The 20,340-nt window shown below is 63.6% G+C and carries 22 protein-coding genes; 6 read left to right on the top strand and 16 right to left on the bottom strand.

Going from position 1 to position 20,340, the window contains the following annotated elements; genetic code table 11:
* Positions 1-4: 4 nt before the first annotated feature.
* Positions 5-145 carry a hypothetical protein gene (locus ACSLGO_RS04755; RefSeq protein WP_436400207.1) on the top strand — a complete coding sequence of 47 codons (141 nt, stop codon included), beginning with the start codon at positions 5-7 and terminating at the stop codon, positions 143-145.
* On the opposite strand, the gene ACSLGO_RS04750 is transcribed toward ACSLGO_RS04755, so the two are convergent.
* The 12 genes from ACSLGO_RS04750 to ACSLGO_RS04695 all read right to left on the bottom strand — a co-directional run bounded on the left by ACSLGO_RS04750 (position 146) and on the right by ACSLGO_RS04695 (position 11,215).
* The gene (locus tag ACSLGO_RS04750) at positions 146-568 is read right to left on the bottom strand and encodes a hypothetical protein (RefSeq protein WP_436400205.1); all 423 of its coding nucleotides are present in this window, start codon (positions 566-568) and stop codon (positions 146-148) included. It abuts the gene before it with no gap.
* Between the two features lie 131 nt (positions 569-699).
* On the bottom strand, positions 700-1,911 hold the full coding sequence (locus tag ACSLGO_RS04745; RefSeq protein ID WP_436400203.1) for a hypothetical protein: 1,212 nt from the start codon (positions 1,909-1,911) through the stop codon (positions 700-702).
* Between the two features lie 105 nt (positions 1,912-2,016).
* Positions 2,017-3,198 (bottom strand): hypothetical protein, encoded by a 1,182-nt coding sequence (locus ACSLGO_RS04740; RefSeq protein WP_436400201.1) that lies wholly within the window; start codon positions 3,196-3,198, stop codon positions 2,017-2,019.
* Positions 3,199-3,283: 85 nt separating this feature from the next.
* Positions 3,284-4,426 (bottom strand): hypothetical protein, encoded by a 1,143-nt coding sequence (locus ACSLGO_RS04735; protein ID WP_436400198.1) that lies wholly within the window; start codon positions 4,424-4,426, stop codon positions 3,284-3,286.
* 108 nt (positions 4,427-4,534) lie between these two features.
* The gene (locus tag ACSLGO_RS04730) at positions 4,535-5,293 is read right to left on the bottom strand and encodes a hypothetical protein (protein WP_436400196.1); all 759 of its coding nucleotides are present in this window, start codon (positions 5,291-5,293) and stop codon (positions 4,535-4,537) included.
* A 51-nt stretch (positions 5,294-5,344) separates the two neighbouring features.
* Positions 5,345-6,070 carry a hypothetical protein gene (locus ACSLGO_RS04725; protein WP_436400193.1) on the bottom strand — a complete coding sequence of 242 codons (726 nt, stop codon included), beginning with the start codon at positions 6,068-6,070 and terminating at the stop codon, positions 5,345-5,347.
* A 46-nt stretch (positions 6,071-6,116) separates the two neighbouring features.
* Positions 6,117-6,608 (bottom strand): hypothetical protein, encoded by a 492-nt coding sequence (locus ACSLGO_RS04720; protein WP_436400191.1) that lies wholly within the window; start codon positions 6,606-6,608, stop codon positions 6,117-6,119.
* Positions 6,605-7,090: a hypothetical protein gene (locus tag ACSLGO_RS04715; protein WP_436400188.1), complete on the bottom strand. Its 486-nt coding sequence runs from the start codon at positions 7,088-7,090 to the stop codon at positions 6,605-6,607. The genes ACSLGO_RS04720 and ACSLGO_RS04715 overlap by 4 nt, the downstream gene beginning before the upstream one ends.
* A 42-nt stretch (positions 7,091-7,132) precedes the next feature.
* A complete protein-coding gene (locus ACSLGO_RS04710; RefSeq protein WP_436400186.1) occupies positions 7,133-7,498 on the bottom strand; it encodes a hypothetical protein in 366 nt (121 codons plus the stop codon).
* A gap of 93 nt (positions 7,499-7,591) precedes the next feature.
* Positions 7,592-9,406: a helix-turn-helix domain-containing protein gene (locus ACSLGO_RS04705; protein WP_436400661.1), complete on the bottom strand. Its 1,815-nt coding sequence runs from the start codon at positions 9,404-9,406 to the stop codon at positions 7,592-7,594.
* Between the two features lie 284 nt (positions 9,407-9,690).
* Entirely contained in the window at positions 9,691-9,921 is a 231-nt protein-coding gene (locus ACSLGO_RS04700) for a hypothetical protein (RefSeq protein WP_436400185.1), read from the bottom strand.
* A 235-nt stretch (positions 9,922-10,156) separates the two neighbouring features.
* On the bottom strand, positions 10,157-11,215 hold the full coding sequence (locus ACSLGO_RS04695; RefSeq protein ID WP_436400183.1) for a helicase associated domain-containing protein: 1,059 nt from the start codon (positions 11,213-11,215) through the stop codon (positions 10,157-10,159).
* A gap of 123 nt (positions 11,216-11,338) precedes the next feature.
* Between ACSLGO_RS04695 and ACSLGO_RS04690 the strand changes: the two genes are divergently transcribed.
* Complete coding sequence (locus tag ACSLGO_RS04690; protein ID WP_436400181.1) at positions 11,339-12,349, top strand: Fic family protein; 1,011 nt, start codon at positions 11,339-11,341, stop codon at positions 12,347-12,349.
* A 434-nt stretch (positions 12,350-12,783) separates the two neighbouring features.
* Here ACSLGO_RS04690 and ACSLGO_RS04685 read toward each other — a convergent pair whose 3' ends face one another.
* Positions 12,784-13,431: a helicase associated domain-containing protein gene (locus ACSLGO_RS04685; protein WP_436400180.1), complete on the bottom strand. Its 648-nt coding sequence runs from the start codon at positions 13,429-13,431 to the stop codon at positions 12,784-12,786.
* 522 nt (positions 13,432-13,953) lie between these two features.
* Between ACSLGO_RS04685 and ACSLGO_RS04680 the strand changes: the two genes are divergently transcribed.
* Positions 13,954-14,754 carry a hypothetical protein gene (locus ACSLGO_RS04680; protein WP_436400178.1) on the top strand — a complete coding sequence of 267 codons (801 nt, stop codon included), beginning with the start codon at positions 13,954-13,956 and terminating at the stop codon, positions 14,752-14,754.
* A gap of 20 nt (positions 14,755-14,774) precedes the next feature.
* Here ACSLGO_RS04680 and ACSLGO_RS04675 read toward each other — a convergent pair whose 3' ends face one another.
* Complete coding sequence (locus ACSLGO_RS04675; protein ID WP_436400176.1) at positions 14,775-15,971, bottom strand: helicase associated domain-containing protein; 1,197 nt, start codon at positions 15,969-15,971, stop codon at positions 14,775-14,777.
* Between the two features lie 337 nt (positions 15,972-16,308).
* Here ACSLGO_RS04675 and ACSLGO_RS04670 point away from each other — a divergent pair, with 337 nt between their 5' ends.
* A complete protein-coding gene (locus tag ACSLGO_RS04670) occupies positions 16,309-16,908 on the top strand; it encodes a hypothetical protein (RefSeq protein ID WP_436400174.1) in 600 nt (199 codons plus the stop codon).
* An 84-nt stretch (positions 16,909-16,992) separates the two neighbouring features.
* Here ACSLGO_RS04670 and ACSLGO_RS04665 read toward each other — a convergent pair whose 3' ends face one another.
* Positions 16,993-19,299 (bottom strand): S-layer homology domain-containing protein, encoded by a 2,307-nt coding sequence (locus ACSLGO_RS04665; RefSeq protein WP_436400173.1) that lies wholly within the window; start codon positions 19,297-19,299, stop codon positions 16,993-16,995.
* Positions 19,300-19,576: 277 nt separating this feature from the next.
* On the opposite strand from ACSLGO_RS04665, the gene ACSLGO_RS04660 reads away from it, so the two are divergent.
* Positions 19,577-19,756 (top strand): hypothetical protein, encoded by a 180-nt coding sequence (locus ACSLGO_RS04660; RefSeq protein ID WP_436400171.1) that lies wholly within the window; start codon positions 19,577-19,579, stop codon positions 19,754-19,756.
* Between the two features lie 107 nt (positions 19,757-19,863).
* A complete protein-coding gene (locus ACSLGO_RS04655) occupies positions 19,864-20,091 on the top strand; it encodes a hypothetical protein (RefSeq protein ID WP_436400169.1) in 228 nt (75 codons plus the stop codon).
* On the opposite strand, the gene ACSLGO_RS04650 is transcribed toward ACSLGO_RS04655, so the two are convergent.
* Positions 20,061-20,324 carry a helix-turn-helix domain-containing protein gene (locus ACSLGO_RS04650; protein ID WP_436400167.1) on the bottom strand — a complete coding sequence of 88 codons (264 nt, stop codon included), beginning with the start codon at positions 20,322-20,324 and terminating at the stop codon, positions 20,061-20,063. The genes ACSLGO_RS04655 and ACSLGO_RS04650 overlap by 31 nt on opposite strands.
* Between the last annotated feature and the right edge of the window lie 16 nt (positions 20,325-20,340).

The raw sequence follows: 20,340 nt of genomic DNA, 5'->3' as shown, positions 1-20,340 counted from the left end.
GAGGGTGGTGAAAGTCAGTGGCGTAATCCGCCCAGTGGAGAAACGCGAAATAGCGGCAGAGGCCGAAAACTATGAAGAGGCCCGCCAGGCCCTGATGGACCAGATCCCGGAGGGGTGGGAGCTGCTTCAGATCCTCACGAAGTAGCTAGGGAACGTTGATGGCCCCGCCAACCTCTGCCTGCCCCTTCTCCAGATCAAGGCCGGAGGCGATTACCCATTTCTCGCTCACGAGCAGCGGCAGGTCCCGTTCCAGAATTTCCGGCATTTGTGCATCGCGCTGCTCAGTGTCGTCGAAGAACCACATGTACGTGCCGGCGTTCTCGCATTTGATGAAGGTGTTGTAGTCAGAGCTCGCCGTGCTGGTTTCGATGTCGCTGCAGTCCTCTGACTGAACGTTGAAGAAATAATTCTTAATCACCTGGGCATTCCACGTATCCATGCCGGGGGAGGAAACGATTTCAGAGGGTTCAGGGCGGTCTGCGTCATCGCTGCCCTGGGCGGAGGAACATCCCGCCAGCAGTACGGCAGCCGCTATGACGGAAACGGTGCCCGCAATCCTATTCGACATGGTTCCCCCTCCTGGACTCCGCCCGCCGGCGCCCAAAGCCGAGACTAGCAATGCCGGACGCTGGTGCCCCTGTATTACGGTGTCGGTTCAGCAGCAGCTCGGCCCGCCGCGCTGGCAGGCCGAGCTGCAGATTATGCTGCCGTCCTGCGGGTGGCCCGGTTCACGCGCTCGTGCAGGCCCAGCAGGGCGTTGGCCCGTTCGTTGCTTTCCACCTTCTCTGCTGCGTCTTCAATCTCCGGCAGCCCGAAGTAGGCAGCCTCCACAAGGTCAGCCTGTTCATTGCGGGTCAGCGGCCTGGTACGCGGGTTGGCCATGGCCTCCGCGACCGGTGAAGGAGTGGCCATGATGGCTGCCAGGTCCAGTGAAGCGTAGGCACCTTTGCTGCCAGCCATGATGTGACCGACGCCGTCCGCCCATTCACCGTGCTCGTCCAGGTCGGCGGCCAGGTCCCCGATCTTGGCGCCGCCGCCGGGAACATACTGTTCAAAGAGGCTGGTGGCGCCGGTCTCGACGGAGTCGCCGGAGTTGTCGCGGACGGCGAAGACCTTGAAGCGGCCCCCTGTGTCTGCACTGGAGACCAGTTCCAGGGTGTGGGCGCCGGGGTGGCGTTCAAGGATGCATGCTGCCAGCAGCTGCATGGAGGCGTGCTGGGAGGCAGTTTTCACGAGCTTTGCCTGCTCTTCAGCTCTGTCCCTGATGTCGGCAAGGTCCTCGAAGCGCGCCATTGCTGACGCCGTCACCTCCCGTGCCGTGGGTCCGTCGGCGGCCGGATCAGCCTCTTCCCGGACGGCGCCTGGCGTATTCAGGGACGCTGCATCGCGCAGGTTGATGATGGCTGTCTTGCCGTTGTGGCGGTCAGAGCCGATCTCGGCAATGCCGTCTGCCCAGTCGTCGTCGCGCAGGTCCAGGGCCCATCCCAGTTCATCGAGCTGGACACTGTTTTCTCCGCCTACAGCTGTGCGCGTCCAGTCACTGTCTTCGGTTGCGTCGAGGATGTCGAGGCCGTCTGCGTCACGAACCGCTGCCAGGTCGTACTGGATCTCGCCGTCGAGATTCTCCCAGAGGACGAGGGTATCGGCATTGGGGTAGTCACGCAGGACGGCTGCCGCAGCCAGCTGTGCAGAGGCGCGCTGGTATGCGAAGTCGATGGTGGGGAACTCGGCTCTGCCGTCCGCTTCCAGCCATTCTCCGCGCAGTTCGTCGCGCGCTGCGGCCAGTGCATCAACGTCCATCTCAGTGGCGGTGCCGGGCAGGGTTACACCGGTAGCTTCGGACTTGATCATGGTTGCGTACTGGCCGCCGGCGGAGATGCCCGCGGGCTGGCGTGCTGGTGTGTGTGTCATACCCACTCTGTGTGCGGCCGAACGGATCAGAGAGCAGCCCCGGAAAGAAGAAGGGGCCCGCTCCGGCAGGAATTCACCGGTACGGGCCCCGAGCCGGGGGATGGGTTAGGGCTTCAGGGCGTTTCCGGTCCTTGCCGCCAGGTCCTTCAGCCAGTTCTCGTGATGCCGGTTGCCGGCTCCGGCGATTTCCCCGTCGATCTGCTTCAGCCCGAACTCGGATGCAGTGACCAGGTCTGACTGCTGCTGCGCCGTCAGCGGGCGGCGCCGCGGATCCTTCAGGCGCTCATCGTCGGGTGCTTCCTGGTTCATGGCCTTTTCCAGGTCGATGGTGACCCGTGTTTCGTGCCGGTTGTGCCGCGTTTCGCCGATCATGGTCAGCCAGGTGAGGTTGTCCGGGTCCATGTTCTGGATGAGCGTCCGGACGCTGGGTCCGTTGCCGCCCAGCAGGTCATCCTGACTCAGGGCCATATCCATGTCGGCGTCCGCGAGGACATTTCCTTCACGGTCGAAGACGGCCATGACTTCCAGGCGCCCGTTGGATTCATTGTCCTTAATGCAGGTGAGCCGCTCTGCTCCCGGGTACTTGTCCAGGATTCCTGCGGCCACGAGCTTCATGGAGGCGTGGTCGTTGATTTCCTGGACCATCTGAACCTGCTGGCGGATGAACTCCATCTGCTGCTGGGACGCTGCGTAGCTCTCTGCGGCGGCCACCGCGGCGGGGGACCGAGGCGGGGCCACCTTGTCGACGGCGGCCACGAGGTTGATCTCCGCCGTCTTGCCGTAGTGGCGGTCGGTGGTGATGCGGCCGATGCCACTGGCCCAGCCGTCATCCTCCGGGTTCAGTGCCCAGCAGAGTTCATCCAGCTGCGGGCTGTTCTCCTTGTCGATTTCTTTCCGGGTCCAGTCGTTATCTTCCAGCCCGGCGAGCTCGTTTCCGTCGGCGTCGCGCACGGCGATGAGGTCATACTGGTTCTCGCCGTCTTCGTTTTCGCGCAGGACGACAGTTTCGGCGCCGGGGAAATCTTTGAGGATGGCGGCCGCGGCCAGCTGCATGGACGCGTGCTGGTAGACGCGGTCCAGCTGCTGCATCTCCGGGCTGTCAGCGTCCTCGGCGTCGTTGAGGATGTCCCGGATCTCGTCGCGCTTCTCAATGCGCTGTTCACGGATCCAGGCGTCGCTGAAAGGCTCACGGCGGAGCGCGACGGCAGGTGCTTCGGACTGAATGGCAGTGGCGAACTGGCCGCCGACGGGAATTCCCGCGGGCTGCCGGGCAATGTTATTGGTCATACCCCACCTGTGTGCGGCTGATGCGCCTATGACACAGAGAAGCGGCCCGGACACTGTGGCCCGGACCGCTCTCCCCACGATGCTCCTACGGTCCGGAGATGAAGCCGTCCAGATCCTTCAGGTGCTCGTCCACCTCTTTGAAGATGGGCTGGCGGCCGCCGGGGGCATAGGCGTCCAGCATGGAGGTGTTGCCGGACAGGGTTTCCCTGGTTTCACGGATGTGCGCCCGTGCTGCTTCCGTATCGGAGTAGCAGTCCGCCAGCTTGCCTGACAGGGGAGCGAGGGCCGCAGCACTGATGGCGTACATGGCTGCCGAGTTTTCCCTGCCGGGGGTGTTCGTGCGCGCTGCTTCCGCGTAGCCCTGGCCCAGCCGCGCGCTGACCTGGGCAACCGTGATGTTGCGTGCCTGCTGGGTCGTCAGCTGCCAGTTATCAGACTTGATTGCCTCGGAGTGCTCCAGCATCTTCTGCTGCAGTTCGGTGCGCGCAAGCGGGGTCAGGCGTCCGGCAGCGCCGGGGGAGCGCAGCGCAGCGGCACGGACACGCTCGAAGGCACGCCGGATGGCCAGGTTGTTGTCACCGCCTTCGACCTCCTCTGCCATGTCAACGACGATGGAGTCCAGGGCTGCTTCTTCGGCGAGGCCGTCCAGATCACCGTAATCGGAGGTGAACGTCGTGGTGCCGGTGTCGTAGTTGTGGGAGACAGTGAGCTCGTTGTCGTCCTCGTCCCTGACGATGATCATTGCGCGGTTCGTGCCGTCGGCGTCCCGGCCCAGCTCCACCTCCCTGATCTCGTAAACGTCCCCGTCAGCGAAGCCTGCGGAGAAGCTGTCCTGGGCTTCGAGGTCCCAGAGGACGTCTTCGATGGCGGCCACTGCCTTGGCAGGATCCTTGCATCCGGAGCGCTCAGTGGTGAAGGTGTTCTCTTCGGTGGGATCGAAGTGCTGGATCATGAGTGTGTCGGTGCCCACCCCGGAGAGGACCAGCTCGTGCCCGGCTGGGGAAACGTAGGCCATGGCGCCCTCAGGGGCGTCGGGGTTTCCGCCGGTGTACTGGCTGAGCTCTCCCTGCAGGCCCGCTTTGCCGAGCTCAAAGGCTGCTGCGGCCGGGAAAGCAGGCTGGGCGGGGGCCGGGAGTGTGACTGAGTCGTTCTCGGAATGCGGGGTGGCTGCGAACTGGCCGCCGGCAGGGATTCCCTGGGGCTGGCGGTTCATGTGCTGAGTAGTCATGCCCCTCTGTGTGCGGCTGGCAGGAGTATCGGCACCTGGCCCTCGTGCAGACACACGAAGGGCCGGCGGAAGGATCCGCCGGCCCAGGAATTGTGTCGTGTGAAGGGGTTAGACCAGTTCAGAGAACTTGTCGTACCCGGGCATCTGCTCTGCCCGGGCGCGGACCTCGCCGAATGCTTCAGCCGCGGCGCGCTGCGCGTCCTCGCCGTAAACATCCTTTCCGGTCAGGTCGGAGATGATCGGGTCAACGAACTCCTGCGGGAAGGGCTTCTCATCCATCCACGTTTCGCTGTCCACGGTGGTTTTGCCGGTCGTGAAGTTGTGGTCGAGGGAGAACCAGTCACCGTTGGGGGTGGAAACAGTCATGCCCGCGATGTAATCCCCGGTGTGGCTGTTTCGGCCCAGGTAGTTGTCGCGCACTTCGAAGTCTTCACCGTCCTGGAAGGTCTCACCGAAGGTATCAGTGAGCTTGTCCTTCCATACGGTGGTCCCGATCGCGTTCATGACGTCCTCAGTGGAGGGCTTGTTGCTGTGCGTCATCGTGAATTCACGGCCCGGGTCATCGGACAGGAGCTTCACGGCAACTTCGTCGGTGCCCAGGCCGGAGAGTCCAACCTGGACTCCGTCGGTGCGAAGCACCACGGATCCCTCGGGAAGGTCATGGTCCTCTTCGGCTGCGTAGAGCCCGCCGCGCAGGCCTGCGTCAGCCAGCTCCTGGATTGCCGGGCTGTCGATGGACGGGTCCAGGATGACGAGTTTGGGCTCGGGCGGGCCACCAAGTGAGATGGAGGGTTCGGAATGCATGGAGGCGGCGAACTGACCGCCGGTAGGAATTCCCTGCGGCTGGCGGTTGCGGTATGTGCTCATACCAGTGCTGTGTGCGGCTAACGGCAGAAAACGCAGCCCCCGTCCGGCAGCCTAGACTGCCCAGGCGCTGATGTTCATGAACCTGTCTGCGACCACAGGTGAGCCGGCTGACTGGAGCACTCTTCGGAAGACTTCTGCCGAAGGCGTCCTGCTTCCGGTGAGTTCCTCCATGAAGGCTTCCGGGTCGATGCCACGGATCTGACCGCGTGCTGTTCTGTCTTCAATCCCGGCCAGGGTTTCCCCGGTGCTGTAGTCGTGGGTGACTCGGACCTGGGTTCCTGCAGCGCTGGCCGCGGTGACGGAAGCGCACGGGTGTCCGCCATTACCGCGGCCCAGGTCACAGCTGAGGATCGCGTAGCCGGTGCCGGTCAGGTGCTCGGCGAAGGCCGGCTGCACGTAGGTCTGCCAGATGGCGTATTCGACAGCTGTCACAGCCTGGGCTGCGGTGAGGGGATGCGTGAATGCATAGGTTGCCGGCGGAGTGAAGCAGCGGACCGTGAGGCGGTCTGTGCCGATCCCGGACAGGAGGACCTGGTCGCCGTCGGTGTTCGTGTATCTCAGGGTGTCCTCGGTGACGTCCTGCGTATCGTCCCGGTGGAGGGTAACCGTCCCGGACAGGCCGGCGGCCTCGAGTGCCTTGAGGTGGGGCCCGTGTCTGTTGCTGCGGGTTTCGTCAGCAAGGACGGACCCCGTGGTCTCAATGATGACCTCAGGATCGGCGTGACGGCGGGTGTACCTCTGGCTGCTGGACTGGTTGTGCTTGCTCCGGGTGTTCATACCCTCATCGTGTGCGGCCAAATCCGTCGAGTGCATCAAGCGCTGCTCACGCGTGAGAGAAGGCTCCCATCAGCGGGTGTTCGTCCGGCTGTTCCTCGGGATCCCAGGTCAACGGCCAGGGCGCGGAGAGCACCTTTGGATCCCGGCTGATCTCGTTGAGGTTGTGGTACTGCCGGGCTGTCCAGTCCACCGCAATGGTGCGTCCGGCACGGTGCAGGTGGACCCACACGTGCAGATCCGCCATCGGGTGTTCTGCCAGGGCTTCTACAACTTCCGCTTCCCAGTCGTGTTCCCGCGCGTATGCGGCGAACTGTTCGCTGACTTCACCGCAGGCCCAGTCGTCGGTTGCTTCGTCTTCGTCATCGCTGATCTCCGGATACCGGCGCCAGATGTCCAGGCGCGGGTCGGTTCCTGTGAAACCTTCCAGGAGAGGGGTGGGGTCGGCTCCTGCACCGGTGGCGGGGAGGCTCAGTTCGGGCTCCCGGTGTGACCCCCTGGCGAAGCGGCCAAGGGGGTCCCGGACGATCCGGGTGTTCACTCGTCGCTGACCTGGTGGCCGGCCTTGTTCAGCTCTTCGACTGCGGCTTCCTGGATGGAGAGATGATCCTCTTCATCGCCGTTGTGGTAAAACTCCAGGACTCCGTCGCCTTCGTCGTCCTCGACTTCGTAATGCCCGTCGTCGATCCGGTTCACAGAGAATTCGACGGTTTCACCGTCAGCGTCGGTCAGGGACATATCGAAGATCTGCTGGCTTTCACCCTCCTTGGCGTCGGCACAGTTGCCGCAGAGCCCGTCCCAGCCTTCGCCGTCGCTGAGGGATTCACCGCATTCACTGCACTGGCAGCTGAGGCAGGTGCCGCTGGTTTCCTTCTCATCGCCGCACTCATCGCACTCTTCGGCCTGGATCGCTTCAGGCTCAGGTGTGGAAAGGACGATGCCTGCTGCTTCAGCGTGGACGGACGGTGCGAACTGGCCGCCGGCGGGCGTACCTTCGGGCTGGCGGTTTGATGTAGTCGTCATGCCCATCTGTGTGCGGCTGACGGGGCAGGGGAGCGGAGCCGCTTACTGGCCGGGCCACCATGCTGAAGCCTCGGCAATGACCAACCGGGTGCCCGCGGGATGAATGAAGTCCTTCTTCGGAAGGGTGGCGATGATTCCCGCTGCTGCTTCGAGGTCCTGTGCGGGTACGTTCTGGCCGGCATCCGAGAGTGCGGAGATTATCTCTGTGCCCTCCGTGCCGGCACCTGAGATCACGATCTCGCGGATACTGGGAGCGGTGGACTGGATCCTGAGTGCAGCTGATGCCAGCCGCGCGCTGCGCAGTTCGCGGGAGGTCTTCTTCTCAATGCACTCCAGTAAGCTAACGAGCCGGTCCAGCTCATCGACGGGGGAGGGCTCTGCTGCCTGGTCTTTCAGAATCGAACTCATGCACAACCTGTGTGCGGCTGAAGATGAAAGCGCCGGCCAACAGGCATCCAGAGTGACAGACTGCCGGAGTAACAGAGTCGAGGGTGCGCAGAGTTATCCCGTTGCCTTGAAGGCATAGTCTGCCAGGGTGACCTCGTCAGGCGGTCCTTCGAAGTCTTCCCATGGGTAATCGTCATCAGGTGCCGGCATGAGCTGGACGACGTTCGCGTTCCTGGTCAGCCATTCACGCCACAGCGCGCGCTGGATCCGGTAGGCCTGAATCTGCGCAGCCACGGCCTCGAGCACGCCGAAGTACTCGGCCAGGTTCCTCAGGCTCGTCGCCGGTTCGATGGACCAGCCGCCGTCTCTGCGGATCATCGCCCAGGCTGAGAGGGTTTCGAGTGCCTCGGAGACGGCGCTGCGGGACATTCCGGTTTCCCGGACGATCTCCATGGTCGAGAGCGGGATCGGGGAATCCTCGATGGCCTCGTAGACGAATGCCGCCGGCAGGCCGAGCTCGCGGAATACCGGGCGCAGGGCATGGATCTTCCCCTTCCGCCAGGGCAGCGCTTCGACTGTCTTCATCACGGCCTGCGGGATGGTCAGCATGTAGAGATCGCCCTTGGTCCCGCGGCCGGCTTCAATGAGGGTGACCAGGGGATCCTTCTCAGCACGCAGTGCACGAAGGTGATAGCCGACCGTGGTGTGGTCCAGCCCAGTGGCAACGGCCAGGGAGCGGTCACCGAATTCGATGTAGCGGCTGGCGCTCATGTGCGCTGCTTCCCCGAGGGCACGAAGGACCATCCTCCTCGCCATTCCTTCACGGGATTTGTACCGGTGCTCCAAGAGGCGAAGGCTGCTGCGCCAGCCACGGATGAATCGGTGTTCGTTGTCGTCGCTGAGGCGAGGTGAATTACTGCTGTGTAAGCCCCCCGCCTGTGTATTGAGCACGCTAGTGGGGGATTTACGGACACTGTTCTTTTCAGGGCCATTGGAGGCGTTTCGCTGCAGATACAGCTCAGCTTTTCGCCAGTCACGCTGGAGGGCATTGGTCCTGTGGCGCGCCGGGTACCGGGAGTAGAAAGAGGCGAGGCCCGGCCAGAGGCCCTGTGTCATCCGGCGCTGGACGTCCGTCATGGCCAGCCCTGAGGCGACGGCGCCGGCGATGACGCCCTGTCGTGCTTCCGAGTCAGACTTGTACCGGTTGACTTCGTAGAGACCTGTGACGGCGATCCGCTGCATGGAGCGGGACATGCTGAGGGCCTTGTCGACGCCAGCAGGTTCCGGCGCCGCGGCTATGACAGGTGCGGCCTGCTCCAGGCGGTAGGCGCGTGCTGCTTCGATCTCCGGTGCGAGGCTCTTCGTCATGGCATCCCAGACGTCTGTGCTGTTGCGGCGGCGGGCGACGTCGTAAGCCATGGAAAGACTCATGGCCAGCATCTGGTGTCCGCCGCGCTTGTGCGGGCTTCCCGGGGTTCGCATGCAGCCGTGCAGGAGGTTCTGGTGCGGGGTCTTGTCCAGGCTGCGGAAACGGGATCCGAGAGCCTCGACAAGATCACGCGCTTCAGAAAAGACGACGCGCTGGGCCAGGGGGATGTAGAGGTGGCGGCCGCCGTTGGGGGAGAAGTCTTCAATCCAGCGGGCGCCGACGCTGTGCAGCCAGGTCTGGGCAGCACGTACATCAGCTTCCACCCAGTCAGTGCCGGCTACGGAGGAGTCGAAGTCGAGGAAGATCGCCGAGCAGGTTCCGTCCTTGCCGAAAATCCGCACCGCGGCCGGGTAGGAGGGCAGCCCGGTGGTCAGGTCGCGTTCGAAGCGCTGGGGGTAGGATTTCCCGCCGTCTTTGGACAGGCGCACACGGGGCTGGCCTGCCAGCAGCGGGGCCAGGGCAGACCAAACTTGCGAGGGGTCGTCGACTACCGGCGACACGCGCGGCACGCCGTGACTCTGTGAGTCTGGTAGTACGTGGGGGTCCTGATGTACGATGGTTCTATTCCTCCAGAGGGAATGAGTAAGACCCGAGCGATCCTCTGCAAAGGAGAACTCGGCAAACTTGATATGAAATTGGTCCTAGGGCTGATGAATACAAGTTGGGAACGGTCTCCCTGCAAGGAGAACGGTCCGGTTACAACGCTTTTACCTGTCTCGCCGGCAAGCTAAACCAGGTGAAAGCTACATACTTCGAAGGCCCGCCCTGTGCGGGCCTTCTGTATTTATGCGATGCGGCCGATAGGCAGTTCCTCCTGGCGGTTGATCGCACTTAGGTCCGTGTGATTGATCCGGTCTTCGACGACGCTGGCCACCCAGTCGCTGACGTACTTGTAGCCCTCGGCCGCGGCGATGTCATTGACGATGTCCGCCTTGTCCATGGCAATGCGAAACCCGAAGAACTTACGGTCGCCCTTGGACTTGCGCCCTGGACGCTTCCGCACTTCAACAGTCATGATCTTGTCCTTAGAATTTCCGGCCCTGGGGGAGGGCTATCGGTCCTTGATCAGTCTCAACGAGCATCGGATGGCCGGGTGACCAACAGACCGGTGTAGCTAAATCTGTTTCCGATACCCCGAAGCTATCACCGGCCCATAGGCATCACGCGGATTAAGGAAACAGAAATTGTTTCGTGTCGCGGCATAATTTTCGGCCCCGACGCACCTGCAGACTGAACCGGCGCGTTCCACGTTAGGCGCGCGCAGACGGTGTACTGGGACCGCGCCAGCCGGGGAGCACCTCATCCAGCTGTGCTGCCCGTTCATCGCTGAGGACGGTAGCGGTGCGGCGCTGTGCCCGTACCCAGGCAGCATGGCTTGCCTCGACCACATTGGCGCTGTGCTGGGAAGGGAACCGGCGGTTCCTGGACACGAAGCCCGCCGTCCATTCCAGCCGCTCCTGCCACACCTGTTCCCGGCCGCGGTTCCACCCGGGGAGCTTGGTGTCCAGCTCCCGGATCTGCTCGGTGGTCATCCGTGAGCGGTGTGTTCGCTGCGAGGACAGCCACTCGGCGACACGGTGCTCCTCCGGATCGGCAGCACCGGAAGTGGGGAAGTGACCCAGGCGCTGGACGACGTCGGCAGCGCGTTCCACGTTACGGGCCCACGACACCGGGTTCGGATCCCGCCAGTCCCTGTCCAGAGCATCGAGTGCCCGGATCCTGTGTTCAGGCAGCCTGTGCTCGTTCTTGCGCTGGTACACGAGCCACCGGCCGTAGCTGGAGACTTCGTTCGATTCCTTGCCGGCAGCCGGAAGACGGCCGTGGGAGCGGTGATAATCAGCAACTGCTTCGAGGCGCTGCTGCCATGCTGCTTCCCGGGGGTCACGCCACCCGGGGACCTTCTCATCGAGCAGCCGCGCGCGGTCTTCGCTGAGGTTGGCCGTCGGGCGCCGCTGGTCGTTGAGCCATGCTGCGAGGCGCTTCGACTCAGGCTTGGACGGGTTATGGGTCGGCATGGACCCGGTTTCCTCCATGTAACGCAGCACCTCAGTGAAACGGGCATTCCAGACTGCTGCCCTGACATCCTCGGCCCGGCCGGACTCAGTGCGGACTGAGGTGACCGGACTGCGGGCAATAACGTTTGTCTGGGCAGACGTCAGTGCCTCGGCGTTCAGCGCATGGGCCTGGACAGAATCGGTCCCCGCGGCGCCGGCGGCGGTAAGGACTACTGCCGGTTCAGGGCGGGTGCGCACGGCGAACTGCCCGCCTGCCCTCACGCCTTCCGGAACTCGGTTTACCAGGTGTGTCATAGGTTCCCCCCTAATCCCCTGGATTGTGTGCGGCTGCTCGGAAAAGTGTCAGGATGCTTATGATTTGCGGGCTAAATGCAAGATTCCTTGCCAGTTTTCCCAGTTAGGGCCTTAACTGGGAAGATGAGCCCGTTTCCAGCACAGTCAGCCCCGCCCGCACCGTCCCTTCCAGCGGTCGAGGACGTCATGCGTTCACTCACTCCGCAGCTGCTGTCAGCGATGGACATGGCCGTCATCGAGATGGTCCGCTTCGATGCGAACCACCCGGAGCTAAAGCAGCTGCTGATCCTGGCAGAGGCGGCATCGAGCTGCGCACTGGAAGGAATGAGGGTGCCGGCACAGGACATACTTCTGGCCGGCCTTGATCCGGCAGCTGCCGCACCTGCGCCAAGAGCAGTGGCCGCCGCTGCCACGGCCGCGACGCTGGCTGACCGCGGACACGCACTGATCAGCGTTCAGGGGCTCACCGAACTGAACGCTGCCGTCACGGGGGAGAGGTCAGACCCCGGAGAGGCGCTGGACGAACTCAGCTCCTTTGCCTCCCGGCCGGACATCCCTGCCCTGGTGCACGCCGCTCTGTCCCACGCTCACCTCTCTGCAGTCAGGCCCTTCACTGAAGGCAACAGCCGCACAGGAACCGCGTTGGTTATGGCAATGTTCCGGGCCACCGGCATCAGCGCTGCTTCACTCATTCCGCTCTCGGCCGGCCTTGCGGGCAACCCCCGCGGATATGCATGGGCCATGGGGGAGTACAGCCGCGGCAGCTGCAGCCCGGTCATAGAACTGTTCATTGAGTCGGCCTTCGTCACCCTGGACAACTGCTTGGCGTTCGCAGCCGAGATCCGGCGCGCGGTGGAGCTGCATCAGGAGATGCTGGGTCGAACCCGTTCCCGTGCCGCCGGGATTCTGGCCGGCGAACTCACCAGGACACCTGCCCTGAATGCTTCCACTGCCATGGCTCTGTGTGGGTCTTCCGAGTCAGGTGCCTACCGGGCACTTGACCGGCTGGCAGAGGCCGGCGTACTGGAACCGGCGCGGAAGGTCGGGGGAGTCATGACTTGGACTGCACCGCTGATCACCGCCGCACTGGATGCGTTCCTGTCCCGGGCTGAGTCAGGCCACGGCGCAGTGTAGGCCCGACGGAAAATGTCGCTTCCTGTGTGTAGCGTTGAAAGCGATAGATCCGGAACCACCAGAGGCTAGGTCATGGCAATAACACTCAGCGAGCTGATTGCAACGTGCAGGGGCGGCAGGACATACGAACAGCTTTCTGCCGATTGCGGCGGAGCTCCTACGCCCGGAAGAATCCAGCAGCTTGCAACGCGGCCCCAGCGCAGCTTTCCGGATCCGGAGACGATCGAAGCTCTCGCGCGCGGCCTGCATGTCCGTCCCATGGCAGTCCTGGACGCCTGCGCAGTAAGCCTCGGGATAGCGGGGAATCCTGGTACCCACCCTCTCACCGAACTGCTGCCGGACGCTGCTTCTGATCTGCGGCCCGAGCAGGTGGCAGCCGTTCTGGCGGTGGTGCAGGCCTTCGTGGGTTCCAACCGAAGTGCCGTTCCGGCGGGTTAGTCTGCTGACCGGCCGCGCCATCCCGGGACGAGTCCGTCCAGTTCGGCGAGCTGGGCCGCATCAAGGCGTCCCTGGCGCAGTTTCTTCCGCTGGAATGCCAGCCAGGTGTAGCAGCGGTACGCCTCAGGATCCTTGGTGCGGCTGGTTGGCAGCGAACCGGTAGCGTCGACGTGGCGGCGCAGCTCACGGGCGCGCTCGGACCATTTGATCCGGTCCAGGTTCCGCCACCCCGGAATGGCTTCATCGAGGGCTTCAACCTGGTCTTCGGAGAGTTTGCCTGCAGACAGGCGTGAGCGCTGCTTCAGCAGCCAGGGATCGGATCCCTCTCCGTTGCCCGGAACACGGCCCAGGGTCTGGTACTCCAGGATTGCTTCAGCGAGGCGACCCTCCCAGGACAGGCGGCTTTGGTTTGCCCGCCAATCCCCGTCAACGGCATCCAGCGCCTCGATGCGGTCCCGGCGCAGCAGTCCGTCAGCTTCAAGCCTTATCTGGCGTTTGAGCCATTGCTGGAGGGGTCTTTCACGCGGAGTGCGCCCACTGTCGCCTGGCAGCGAATCGTGCTCAGCCCTGAAGGAGGCCAGTTCTTCGAGTGTCCGGGCCCATTGCCGGTCATTGTGGGACCCGGCGCGCAGTGTTTCCGTCAAGACTGGGGACCTGCTAGCCGAGCTGGCGCCTGCAGCACGACGCCCGCCACTACTGCGCCGATCAAGCTCTTGTCCCGCAAGATTCCCCCTGAGAAGTCCTAGGGCAAATCTACCGGCAAGAGGCTCCCCACACCGGTAACACGGCCGGAGAACCAGCTGTGCCGCTGTGTGCGTCTCCGGGCGGCAATGCGAAGATGCCAGTACGGCCCACGACTGGGTCATGCCGGCATCCGGGGCTGGCCTGGGACTGCCAAGCTGATGTTTTCCCGCTGCTGGCTGCGCCATAGAGGAGCGTGGATGGTTCTTTGCCTGCGGTGAGCAGCCGTGTCAAGCCTGCTTCGCTGATGGCGTGGGTAAGGTCCAGCTCGTTCCATCCCAGGTGTTGTTCCGGAGTGCGTGTGCTGCTAGCGACCATGGAGGTTCCTCTCTTCGGGCTGGAGTCTGGGTGCGACTCCAGCCGAGGACATGCGTATACCTGTTCTGACAGTGAAATCCTCAGGGCCTGCCGCACACATAGGGAGTATGGATACTTTTACCGTCACCACGACCGTCACGTACCGCCCGTTCCGTGTTCCGCCGCGCTGCCGCAAGCCCCGTCAGGTGTGCGAGGAGTTCGTCATGACGACCGCTATTCCGTCGCTGACAGCCGATGAAGCGCCGGTGGCATGCACCTTCGACGATGACGTGTTCCTGCCGAACAGCATTGATGATCCCGGCGCCGGGCTGCGCACCTACAACGGATCCTTCTACACCCCGTTCCGGAACATCACTGCAGGCAGCACAGACTTCCCGTCAGAACAGACCCGCGACTCCTGGGCTGCTGACCGCGGGGAAGCCGAGAAAGACGTCACGGAACGCCTGGGCCTGATGATCATCATTGACGGCAAGGTCTGGTCGGCCATCGGTGAGCCGTACTACAGCGTCAACGTTTACGGGCTGGGCCATAACCACGGCGGTACCGGCATCAGCGTCAACTGCAGGTACGACGGCGCCGAGCTCGGGGCCCGCGACTACGCAGCCACGGAGCTTGAGGCAGCCATCAGCGGTGCCGTGGAAGTCGCAGCGAAGCGCGGCGACACCAGGTACTTCGAACACCTGAAGAGCTTCAAGGGTGTCAACGTCCTGATCCCCGAGGCGTTCCAGATCGTGCCCCGGCACATGCGCACAGCCAGCAAGGAAGCCGAAGCCCGCGTCGTAGCTGACTCGGTCCGGGCTGTCCTCGGCGGGGATTTCGACCATGAAAAGCTCCGCACCGTCCGGGAAGCCCTCAAGGAGCTCGAAGACCTGATGTACACCCACGGGATCGAGACCGTTAGCAAGTAGGGCGGTCGCGGCCCGGCGGGTTAGAGCTGGTTCGGGATGTCCAGGAGGGTCTTCAGCTCAGCCTCCTGGGTCTCGGTCAGGCTTCCCTTCTTCATGCGGGCCTTCTGATCCCGGATCCAGACGGCATCGGACTGAAGCTGCGGGTCGGGGGAGCGGTGGGACGGCGTCCGCCCGTTGCTGCGGATCCTTGCTTCGATGCCGTCGGCCCGTTCCCGCCATGCGGCGTACCGGGTGTCGTTCCAGCCGGGCAGGTGCTTGTCCATTTCCTTTGCTTCAGACTCTGGCAGCAGTCCCGCCCGGTGCCGCTGGGCGACGCCCCTCATCCACGCGCCCTCCGGTGTCCCGTGGGCAGGCAGTGTCCCGGTCTTGCTCCGAAGCAGTGAAGCCATGGTGAGCATGGACTCCCAGTTCAGCTGGACCTGGTTGGCCCGCCAATCGGGGTCCACTTTATCCAGTCCGGCTACCTGATCGGCGGCGAGCTTGCCTTCGAGTTCCTTGACGCGCTGGCGTTTGACCCAGACCTGGAGTGCACGCTCCCGCGGTGTGGTCTTGGAATCGCCGGGAAGCTTGCCGTGGGTCTGCCTGAAGCTGGCTACTTCGTCCAGCGTCTGTGCCCATTTCAGGCGGCGTACGTCGCTCCAGCCCGGGAAGAGGTCATCCAGTGCCTGCTTGCGGTCAGGGGCAATGGTCCCGTTTTTCAGGGATTGGCGCTGGGCTGAGAGCCATACGGCCATGGTGTTCTCATCGGGACGGTCAATGGCGTGCTCGATGGGCAGCCGGCGGTGCTCGAGGTAGAAAGCGGTGATCTCTTCGACCCGGGTTTGGAAAGCGCGGGGGTTCTGGAGACCGAAATCCGGCAGGGGGACGCGCGGTGCCGGCGTCGCTTCCGGCTTCACGACCGGGCTCATGCGGGCGGTCCGCCACCCGGGCAGCTGGGCATCCAGTGCTTCGATCTGGTCTTCGCGGAGGGTGCTGCGCCTGTCGCGGGTGCGCTGGTCCATGATCCAGACGGCGTCCTTGCCCTTGGAGGCAGGCCACTTTCCGGTCTGGGACACTTCGGAGGCGATCGCTGAGAGACGCTCGAACCAGGCCTGGCTGCTTGGCCGGCTCGCAAAACCGTCCTCGTTCCATCCAGGAAGTGAGGAATCCAGGATCGCTTCCAGGTCCGGGTCAAGGGTCTTGTTGCGCTGCATCGTGCGCTGGTCGGTCAGCCACACGCCGGCTGAACGCTCCTCGGTACTCTCTGCCTTTTTTGCGCTCGGGAACCGTCCGTAGGCAGTCTTGTGCTCTTTGGCGGACGCCAGGAGTGATTCCCAGCGTTCAGTCCGGGACTGAGGGCGTGCGGGCTGGCGTTTCAGGGCAGGAATCGCTGCCTCTGAATGGGTGTGCTCAGCGAATCTTCCGCCGGACGACGTCCCTTTTTCGTGTCGGATGTAAGAGGTTCCTGATGAGGCAACGGTCATAACCTCTCTGTGTGCGGCGAAGGGGCGTGGTGCACAACTGTATCGTCGTGCCAGACAATCCTAAGTGCCCCTCTATACAGATGGAGTTGACATGGCTGGCAAACGAGGCAGGACCGGCACGAGCATGGTCTCCGCCGGCAGACGCCCCAGGCCGAAGATTCCCGAGTACAACAAGGACACCTGCCCCGACTGCAAAGCGGGGGCCAGGCAGCCCTGCGTCGAGTACATTCCGGTGGACGGCAGGTTCCGCGTCAAGATCCTCCAAACCACCCATCGAACGGGAAACCGGAAAGCCCCGGGCTCCTCGCCCGATCAGAAGCGAAGACAGCCACTGACCTGGGTCCCGGTCTTCGAGTCTGACCGCCGCGGGAAACAGCTGACCCTCAAAGGAGAAGCGCGGACGAAGCTTACCGACCAGATCACAGCCCCCGGCAAGCTCGACGTTGTGGACCGCCGGCGGAAAACGGTCGGCAAGATCAACTCCGTGTTCAACGACAGGGGAGAGCTGACCGTTCTCGTCATTCTCGCTGACCCCGAGGTCCAGCTTGGCAGCAAGTTCCTCCTGGGCTTGGCACGCCGCGGCCGCCACGTTGTGAAGTCCCTGTACGAAGCGGCTGACCTGCCGGGAGACAAAGTGCCGGTCGAGAAGCGCCAGACCCGGTTCGTGGGGATGCTCGGGGAGGACCTCTGAAACCGGGATCATTCTGCCGACGCGACCGGTACGCATCAGGCACCGCCAAGTATCCATGACGGGGCCTGATGCTGTGCGGGGGTACTACTTCGACCCGGAGAGCTTGAAGCCCTTCTGATCGAGGCGGTACATGAACGCAGCCATAGCGTCGCGCTTCACAGGCTCCAGCGGCTTATAGACCCTGGTGCCGTTGGGCTGCTGCCAGCCGGTGGAGATGCCCTGTGCAGCGAGCCAGGAGATCTCCTTGTAGAACTGGCTGCTGACCGGGACGTCGGTGAACGGGGACTTCTTCGGCGGTGTGTAGGCCGGAGATCCTGCCAGACGGTACATGAAGGCAGCCATGGCGTCGCGGTTCACTGACGCCAGGGGCCGGTATGTGCGGTCGTCCCATCCGGTGGAGACCTTCGTGACAGAGAGCCAGGACATCTCCTTGTAGAACTGCTGGCCAAGCACAATGTCCTTGAACGGGGACTTCGTCGGCGCCGTGTAGGCCGGGGAACCCGCCAGACGGTACATGAACGCCGACATAGCATCACGGGCCACAGGCTGCAGCGGACGGTAGGTGTTGTCGCTCCAGCCGGTGGAGATGCCCTTGGAATTCATCCAGTTGATCTCCGTGGCGAACTGCATGCCGGCGGGTACGTCCCTGAAGCTCTTGCCCGGGGAAGGCGTTGGCTTCGGCGCCGGCGGCTTCGTCGGGTCCGGAGCAGGGGTCGGTGTCGGAACGGGAACTGTCTCGGCTGCAACCGTCACAGAAGCCGTGGTGACTGTCGTCGTGACAAATCCCTGGCGCATGCCGATGACCTGAAGCGAGATCTTCTTGCCGACATCGGCCCGGGTGAGGTTGATGAAGTTCGCACGCTCTCCGGAGATGGGTTTGCCTTCCCGCAGCCACTGGTAATCCAGGTGCACGTCACCTTCCCAAGTACCGGGGGTAGAGGTCAGCGAGTAGCCTTCGACCGCGGTCCCAGTAATGGCCGGTTTGGTCAGGTTCCTGACCGCCGGCATCGGCTGGATTTTCGCGGTTGCAGCGGACGTGACAGTGGCGGTCTGGTAGCCGTCTGCCGAGGCGGAGACCCTGACGCTGATGGCGGATCCAAGATCGGACTCGGTCGGAGTGTACATGGTGTAGCCCTCGGTTCCCGGGATTTCCTTACCGTTGCGCAGCCAGGTGTAGCGGACGGACGGCTTGACGTTCCAAGTGCCGGGCTTGGCGACCAGTGTGCGTCCTACGATCGGGTCGCCGGTAATGAAGGGCTTCTCGGTGTAAACCAGTTTCGGGGCGGGGATGACGATGTCGGCACGCAGTGACAGCGGGAACTTGCCGGGCTTCGTCCCGGTAACCTCAACGCTGAGGTAGGTGTCGTACTTTTCGATCACTCGCGTGGGCCCGATTTCGCCGGTCTCCCAGGCGTAGGAAAGCTTGGTGCCCTCTTCCCAGACGCCCGGATCAACAGTGAGGGTCTTGCCCCATTCCAGGGTTCCCGTGATCTGCGGAGGCCTGGTATTGATGACAGTTCCGGGGTTGGGGATTCGCGCGGTGGGATCAGAAACCAGGATCGTGTCCCGGTACCCGGCCTTCCGGGCAGTGACCATCAGGTAGATCTTCCGCCCTGCTGCCTCCGCGGGGACCTTCACACTCAGTCCGGTCGCCCCGTCAATACGGCTGCTCCCAATCCACCACTGGTAACTCAGGGATGTTCCGGCAGGCCATGCACCCTCCGTGCCCCGGAGCGTCTCGCCCCAGGCGGGAGTTCCGGTGATGACCGGTTTTGGTCCAGGCACTGCAGGCACGGCCATGGCAGCGAAATACGCGGCTGCGTTCGTGTACGTCCGTGCAGGGATGGGGTCGTAAGTGTAGAAAGTCGTGGTTCCCCACAGGGTCCCGGCCGCGTCCCGGTAGAGTCCCACGCCGATGACGTTGTCACCCGGATTGCTCATGCCTTCGTTATGCGCGGGTGATCCTATCCAGGAGTCGACCAGGACCTGGCCGCTTTGGTACCCGAATGCATACGCGATGTTCTCACCGGCGGACCGGTAGCCGGCGATACGGGGATCGCTCGAGTACGTTACCGAATGCTCGAAGCCGGAACGGGACATCTCCTCGCTCCACTCCTGGGCCACTGCCGAAGCCTCCATTCCCAGACGCAGCGGAGGCAGCCCCTTGCCCGCACGGAATTCGTTGATCCCGTTGAATACTTCCAGGACGTCCTGCTCCTGTGCAGACATGGCTGCTGTGGAGGTGCCCGAGGGGTCGCTGGCGGTTTCCTGAGCGCTGGCCGGCAGGGCGCCGGTCCCGGCAATGAGGGCGGCGGTGAGCAGCAGTGCTGCAGCTGCCCTGGACCTGCCGAGCAGCCGGCGTGGCCGAGGAGTGGCGGTTCGGTGTTTCATGGGCGGCGGAAAGCCTCTCTGATCAGGGCGGATAGCCGTAGACTCCGCCGACCCAGCAACTTTACGCAGTGCCAGCGGAATCCAACGGCAACCGGCCACCCGTGTCAGCGCGGCCGATTCCTTCTATGTGTGCGGCAGGACGCCGAACTCTCGACACCATGGGCAGTTCTGCCCATGCACCACCTTTGACCGGACCGAGCCCTTTCGTTTGGATGGGGCTTTGTCAACGGCCAGGTAGTACCCAGTTCGGTTCCCATTCGGAGACGGTACTCTTTGCGTGGCACGGGAATGGACCGTCGAAGGGATCACCGCGCTCGACAGGGACCTCGCAGCGGCCGGCGCACCGAGGCTGTCCATGAACCCGGAAAAGCAGGACGTCCCCCAGCTCCCGGACGAGCTTCCGGAAGGTCTGGAGTCCCTGGACCACGAGGTTGTGCCGGCACCTCAGTGCAGCTGACCTCAAGGCGCTCAGAACTGCATCCAATCAGGCGCCGGGCGAAACTTATCCACAGTCACTGTTCCGGGCTCGGCAGGGGAGTAGGATCCGGCGCTATCCTCAGTGGCATGACGGGCAGGGATGAGATCCGTGAGATGTCCCGGTGGTACGCCGCAAAGATGACGCACACCGGCACGCTGGCCATGCAGGTTGCAGACCGGTTGGCCGCGGGAGATACCGGGGGAGCCAATGCGGCGCTGCCGGCCTACCTTGAGGCACGCATGCTGGCCGAGGGCGTAGCCGGTGAAATCCTGCGGCTGTCCGGCTACCGTTCGGGGCCAGTCGCGGCGGACTGAGGAGTCCTGCGGTCCATGGCCTGCTGGACGATCCGGACGGGGGAGATCCCGAGGGCATCCGCCAGTGATCCCAGGTCAGTCATGTGCAGATCCCGCTTACCGGTCAGATAGCGCATCACGCTCTGCTCGGTCATCCCGGCTGCATCAGCAAGTTCACGGTACGTCCACCGCCGTGCCGACCGTTCAGCACGCAGGGTAGCTGCGACGGCGGACGCGAACTCAGAAGCAGGCATGTCTGAATCCTAACGC

Source organism: Arthrobacter sp. IK3 (genome assembly GCF_051337705.1).
Taxonomy (GTDB): domain Bacteria; phylum Actinomycetota; class Actinomycetes; order Actinomycetales; family Micrococcaceae; genus Arthrobacter_B; species Arthrobacter_B koreensis.
This window is presented reverse-complemented; position numbering and strand designations above follow the sequence as displayed.